This window comes from Nocardia neocaledoniensis (assembly GCF_029868625.1).
GTDB lineage: Bacteria > Actinomycetota > Actinomycetes > Mycobacteriales > Mycobacteriaceae > Nocardia > Nocardia neocaledoniensis_A.
In genome coordinates, this window is sequence record NZ_JARWOJ010000347.1 from 1 (window position 1) to 6459 (window position 6459).

A 6459-nucleotide genomic window follows, 5' to 3' on the forward strand; every position below is an offset into this window, starting at 1 on the left:
GGCCGGGACAGGCGCCGCCGCTCGCCCCGGCGCGGGCCGTCGTCCCGGCGGGCCGACCACCGGCGAGCGACGCGCCACCGGCGCGGGCGGCACCCCACCGCCGACCGGACCGCGCAACCGCCGCGATGGTGGCGGGGGCGACGACGGCTCCGGTAATGGTGGATCGGTGAGGAAGATGCCGTGGCGGGCCATTCGCCGGACCATGTACGTGCTGATGGCGCTCGCCATCGTCGTGCCGAGCGCGGTGTTCCTCGTCGCCTACACGGCGGTCTCGGTGCCCAAGCCGGGCGACCTGCAGACCAACCAGGTGGCGACGATTCTCGCCAGTGACGGCACCACCGAGATCAGCAGGGTGGTCCCACCGCAGGGCAACCGCACCGAGGTCTCGATCGACCAGATCCCGCCGCACGTGCGCAACGCCGTGATCGCCGCCGAGGACCGCGACTTCTACACCAACCCCGGCTTCTCGGTCTCGGGCTTCGCGCGCGCGGCCCGCGACAACATCCTCGGCAAGGAAAGCGCCGGTGGTGGCTCCACGATCACCCAGCAGTACGTGAAGAACGCGCTGGTCGGTGACGAACGCTCGATGCAGCGCAAGATGCACGAGCTGGTGATCTCGGCCAAGATGGCCCGCCAGTGGAGCAAGGAAGACATCCTCGCCGCGTACCTGAACACCATCTACTTCGGTCGTGGCGCGTACGGCATCGACGCCGCCGCCAAGGCCTACTTCGGCAAGCCGGTGCAGGAGCTGACCGTGTCCGAGGGTGCCGTCCTCGCCGCGACCATCCAGCTGCCCTCGCTGCTCGATCCGGAGAAGAACCCCGACGGCGCCAAGTCTCGCTGGAACTACGTGCTCGACGGCATGGTCTCGGGCAACAACCTGCCCGCGGCCGAACGCGCCTCGATGCAGTACCCGCAGGTGGTCTCGCTGGCCGCCCAGGGTGACGAGACCCAGAACTCGGGGCCGGAGGGCCTGATCAAGAACCAGGTGCTCAAGGAGCTGTCCGCGGCGGGCATCAGCGAGCAGCAGCTCAACACCGAGGGCCTGCAGATCACCACGACGATCGACCCCAAGGCGCAGGAGGCCGCGGTCAACGCCGCGCAGTCCAAGCTGGAGGGCGAGCCGGAGAACCTGCGGACCGCGGTCGTCTCGGTCGACCCGCGCACGGGCGCCGTGCGCGCCTACTACGGCGGCAACGACGGCCAGGGCTACGACTTCGCCAACGCCGGCCTGCCGACGGGCTCCTCGTTCAAGGTGATCGGCCTGGCGGCCAACCTCGAACAGGGCGTCCCGCTCTCGCAGCTGTACGACAGCTCGCCGATCACCGTCAACGGCATCCAGATCGGCAATGTCGAGGGTGAGTCCTGCGGTATGTGCACCATCGCCGAGGCGCTCAAGCGGTCGCTGAACACCAGCTTCTACCGCATGCAGCTGGACATGCAGAACGGTCCGCAGAAGATCCGCGAGATGGCCTACAAGCTCGGTATCCCCGAGGAACTGCCCGGCATCGGCGAGACCCTCACCGAGCCCAACGGCGCCGGCCCGAACAACGGCATCGTGCTCGGCCAGTACCAGTCGCGTCCGCTGGACATGGCCTCGGCCTACGCCACGCTCGCCGCCTCCGGCGTGTACCACGCGCCGCATTTCGTGCAGCGCGTCGTCACCGCCGACGGCCAGGTGCTGCTCGACCGCGGCGAGCCCGCCGGTGAGCAGCGGGTCAGCGCGGCCGTGGCCGACAACGCCACCGCGGCCATGAAGCCGATCGCGGCGTACTCGCGCAACCACAACCTGGCGGGCGGCCGCGAGTCGGCGGCCAAGACGGGCACCCACCAGCTGGGCGACACCGGCAGCAACCGCGACGCGTGGATGGTCGGCTACACGCCGTCGCTGTCGACCGCGGTGTGGGTCGGTACCGAGCAGGGCGAGCCGCTGCGCAACTACGGCGGCGGCAGCATCTACGGTTCGGGTCTGCCGTCCGACATCTGGAAGGCGACGATGGACGGCGCGCTGTCCGGCACGCCGAACGAGTCGTTCCCCAAGCCCGCACCGATCAAGGGCCAGGCCGGTGTACCGGAGTGGTCGGCGCCCTACACCGCGCCGTCCACCACCCCGCCGACCATCGAGGCCCCGGTGATCGTGCCGTCGCAGGTCGAGATCCTGCCCGGCATCCGGATCCCCGTGCCCGGCGTGCAGCAGCCCGCCGGTCAGCCCTCGCAGCAGGCGCCGGAGACCACCACCGGTCCGCTGCCGGGTCAGCCGACGGCGGGCCCGGAGGGTACGGCCCCGACCACCGGCAACAACGGTGGCACGCGGCCAGGTGGACGCGCCGGGAACGACGACGACGAGGGCGGCGCCGGAACCACGCCGACGAGATCCCGGTAACCACCGGTAGCCTCGGATGTCGTGACCGATCAGCAACTCGCGGACCTGCCTGCGTCGAGTGATACCCGGCAGGGTCGCGCGGTGCACTACGTCGCGCCCGCCCAGCTGGCCCCCGACCTGCGCTCGGTCGACGCGCGCGATCGGCCCAGCCGCAACGACTCGCTGACCGCGCAGCTGTCGACGGTGATCGGCGGCCCGGTCGGCGATCACGCGCTGATCGGCCGGGTGCGGTTCTGGACGCCGCTGCGGGTGATGTTCGCCTTCACGGTGATCTTCCTGGCGCTGGGCTGGTTCGCGAAGGCGCCCTGCATCCAGCAGACCAGCGACGGCGCGGGCGGCCTGATGCTGGACTGGACCGACGGCCGCCAGTACGTGGCCATGTGCTACTCCGACACCGTCCCGCTCTACGGCGCGGAACGACTCAACGAGGGCGCGTTCCCGTACAAGAAGTCCTGGATCGAGGACACGCCCGACGGCGGCACCGAGGTCAGGTACATGGAGTATCCGGTCCTGTCGGGCCTGTACCAGTACGCGGCCATGCAGATCGGCAATGTCTGGGACCACCTGCCGCTGCCCGGCGCGCTGTCGGTGGTGGTCTACTTCAACGTCGTCGCGCTCGGGCTCGCGGTGGGCTGGCTGATCACCATCTGGGCGTCCTCGCGACTGGCGGGACGCCGGGTCTGGGACGCGGCACTGATCGCGGTCTCGCCGCTGGTGATCGTGCACGCGTTCACCAATTTCGACGCGCTGGCAACGGCTTTCGCGGCCACCGGCCTGCTGGCCTGGGCCCGCCGCAAGCCTGTCCTCGCCGGCGTGCTGCTCGGCCTCGGCGGCGCGGCGAAGCTGTATCCGCTGCTGCTGCTCGGCCCGATCCTGGTGCTGTGCCTGCGGGCCGACCCGATGCAGCGACTACCCGCGGCCCGTGCGGGTCTCCGGCTACGCGATGTCGACAGCATCGCCTCCGCGCGCACCTGGCTGCGCGAAACCCCCGCCAGGACACAGTTCTTCGCGCTGCGCCCGCTCGGCGCCGCCACCCTCGCCATCGTGGCCGCGGCGGGCACCTGGATCGCGGTGAACCTGCCGATCGCGGCGCTGTATCCGGACGGCTGGCGGGAATTCTTCCGGCTCAACACCACCCGGCACGCCGACCCGGACTCGATCTACAACGTGATCACCTCGTTCACCGGCTGGAGCGGATTCGACGGCGAACTCGCGCACGGCGAAGCGCCGACCATCCTGAACGCGGTCTCGCTGCTGCTGTTCGTCCTCGCCTGCGCGGGCATCGCCTACCTGGCGTTGACCGCCGCGCGGCGACCACGCCTGGCCCAGCTGTGTTTCCTCGTCGTGGCCGCGTTCCTGCTGACGAACAAGGTCTGGAGCCCGCAGTACTCGCTGTGGCTGGTCCCGCTGGCCGTGCTCGCGCTGCCCCATCGCCGAATCCTGTTGGCCTGGATGACGATCGACGCCCTGGTCTGGGTGCCGCGCATGTTCTACTACCTCGGCGAGGACGCCAAGGGCCTGCCCGAGCAGTGGTTCACCGGCACCGTCGTGGTGCGCGACCTCGCCGTCATCGGCCTGTGCGCGCTGATCATCCACCAGATCCTGCGCCCGCAGGACGACCTGGTGCGCCGCGACTACGTCGACGATCCCGCCGGCGGCATCCTCGACCGGGCGCCCGACCCGCTGTTGCCGTGGCTGCCGGAGTTCCTGCGACCACGGCAGGCGCAGGCGGCCGTGCGGCCCGCCGCGGTCGGGGACTGACTACATCCGCAGGTAGCGGGCCTGGAGTTCGGGCTCGGCCGGGAGCATGTCGAGATCGAGCTCCCAGGCGTTGCCGGTCCACGGATCGAACAGCGGGGTGCCCGGCACCGTGGGCAGATGACGGCACGACTGGGCCAGCAGCGACAGCGGACCGTCACCGAAGTCGACGCCCCCGCTGCCGACGATCACCAGCGAGAGCCCGATGAGATCGCCACGCACCATCAGCTGACCGAGCCGCACGATATCGGTGGGCTGGTAGCCGTGCGGGAAATCGGCGGCGACCAGGATGCGGTGCTCCGACGGCGGCACGGCCTGTCCACTGTTGTAAGCGATTTCGGCGAGTTCGGCCGCGTGCGCCAATTCGCCGAGCCGGGCCGGGATCTCGGTGTGGTCGCCGATCACCGGACCGGCGAGCAGCGGCGCCAGCGGCGCGGCGAGCCCACGCAGACCACCGGTGAGGTCGATGAGATCGACCCTGGTCGGCTTGTCCGGCAGCGCGGCGACGAGCCGGGCCACCAGCGCGCCGACCACCCGCGAGGCGGCGGCGCTGGACTCGGTGTCGACCCACAGCGGCCGGTTCAACGGCACCGGAACGCAATACGGCACGCGCAAGGTCCCACGGTCGAGAGCGTGCAGCTCACCGAGCCGAATGCCGTCGCTGCGTACGGCTTTCGTCGTCCACGCCGGGGCGAGCCAGGACGCGAGCGCGGCGGGCATCACGGCGTCGGCCTCGGCGATCTCGCGGCCGAGCTGGTCGCTGTCGCGCCGGTGATCGGCATCGGCGATGGCGACCAGGTCGTCGTGGCGACGCTGCGCGGCGGCCCTGGCGGCGTCGGCGGCCGGGGTGTTGCGGGTCGCCGGATTCGAGACCGCTTCCGACATCTCCTGATCGAGCCGCTTGGTGGCGTACTCGCGGGCCGAGATCAGCGCGGCCGCCGAGCGAGCGGCGTCCTCGAAGATCATCCACATCCGTTGCAGGCCGTGGTCGACCTCGAGCGGGATACCCGGCGCGCCGACGGGCGGCTGCGCGAGCGTCTCGGTCGGCTGCGTCGGCGCGACCGGCACGCTGTGCGCGGTCGGCGCGTCCGCCATGGCCGCGGCGGCGGGGACGCCGTGCGCGGTGAGCAGCCGCGCCGCGCCGCCGTCGTAACCCTGCCCCAGCGCCCGCAGCTTCCAGGCGCCACCGCGGCGGTACACCTCGAGGCAGATCAGCGCGCTCTCCCCCGAGCTCGGGGCGATCACGAATTCCGCCGCGGGCGTGCCGTTCTCGGCCAGCATCGCGGTGACAGTACCCAGCACGTGACTCGCGGCGACGAACAGCAGCACGGCGTTCGCGTCCGGCCTGATCTGTGCCGGCGAGAGCTCGATCGCCCCGTCGGCCAGGCGCACACCGGGTGCGGTCGGCCGCGACGCGCACACGTGATCGTGCTCGTCGCGGACCCGCAGATCCTCGCCGACCACCAGCGCGCCGAGATCGACCGCGCCGGTGGTCTGTGCGGTGAACCGCACGGTGTCGGCGGTCAGCGCGGTGTTCTGGCCCGCCTTCAGGTGAATCACGTCGTTTGCCCTGCTCTGTTCGTGCGGTCTAGTTCCCGCCGAGGAACCGGCCCAGCTGGGGCACGGCCTCGCCGGGATGCTTGGCCTGGAAGCCCTCGCCCAGCGCCTGCATCTTCCAGTCCGCGCCGACCCGGTACACCTTGGCCATGGCCATCGCCGTGAACGGCATGCCGCCGGCGAGGGTGTAGCGGGCGAGTTCGCCGTTGTTGCTGCCATCGATCAGGCGGCAGAAGGCGTTCTGCACCTGTTCGAAGGTGTGCCCCTTGTAGGAGGTGACGATGAACAGCAGTGTGGAGATGTGCGCGGGAATCCTGGTGAGGTCGACCAGGATCATCTCGTCGTCGCCCTCGCCCTCGCCGGTGAGGTTGTCGCCCTGGTGCCGCACCGAGCCGTCCTTGGAGGACAGCTGGCCGTAGTAGGCCACGTCGACGAGGTTGTTGTCGGCGAACAGGCAGACCGAGGCGTCCAGGTCGATGTCGACCGTGCGGTTGCCGAACATGCCGCGGGTGCGCACCGGGTCCCAGCCCAGGCCCATCTTCACGAAGGTGAGCGCGGCGCCACCCTCCTTGCGGAGCGTGACGCGCTGCCCCTTCTGCAGGCTGACCGGGCGATCCTTGCTCAGGCTCACCTCACCGGTCGGCTGCGGCGGCGCCTGCGGCGGCTGGCCGGGCGGCGGGTAGCCCTGGCCGGGCAGCGGCGGGTAACCGCCCGCGGGCGGCTGCTGCGCGGGCGCGGGCGGCGGCGGGTAGCCACCACCG

Annotated in this window: 4 protein-coding genes; 2 read left to right on the forward strand and 2 right to left on the reverse strand. The window is 71.0% G+C overall.

Annotated features, from left to right (window positions below; all coding sequences use genetic code 11):
• Positions 1-2383, forward strand: a 2383-nt coding sequence (locus tag QH270_RS27000; RefSeq protein WP_432420434.1) for a transglycosylase domain-containing protein, incomplete at its 5' end; no start/stop codon positions are given.
• An 81-nt stretch (positions 2384-2464) separates the two neighbouring features.
• Positions 2465-4144, forward strand: a complete 1680-nt coding sequence (locus QH270_RS27005; protein ID WP_280346872.1) for a glycosyltransferase family 87 protein — start codon at positions 2465-2467, stop codon at positions 4142-4144.
• Here the strand turns inward: QH270_RS27005 and QH270_RS27010 are convergent, their stop codons facing one another.
• Together QH270_RS27010 and QH270_RS27015 are read right to left on the reverse strand one after the other, a co-directional pair.
• Complete coding sequence (locus QH270_RS27010; RefSeq protein WP_280346869.1) at positions 4145-5701, reverse strand: TerD family protein; 1557 nt, start codon at positions 5699-5701, stop codon at positions 4145-4147.
• A 28-nt stretch (positions 5702-5729) separates the two neighbouring features.
• Positions 5730-6459 (reverse strand): TerD family protein (locus QH270_RS27015; RefSeq protein WP_280346870.1); only part of this gene is annotated, 730 nt, incomplete at its 5' end.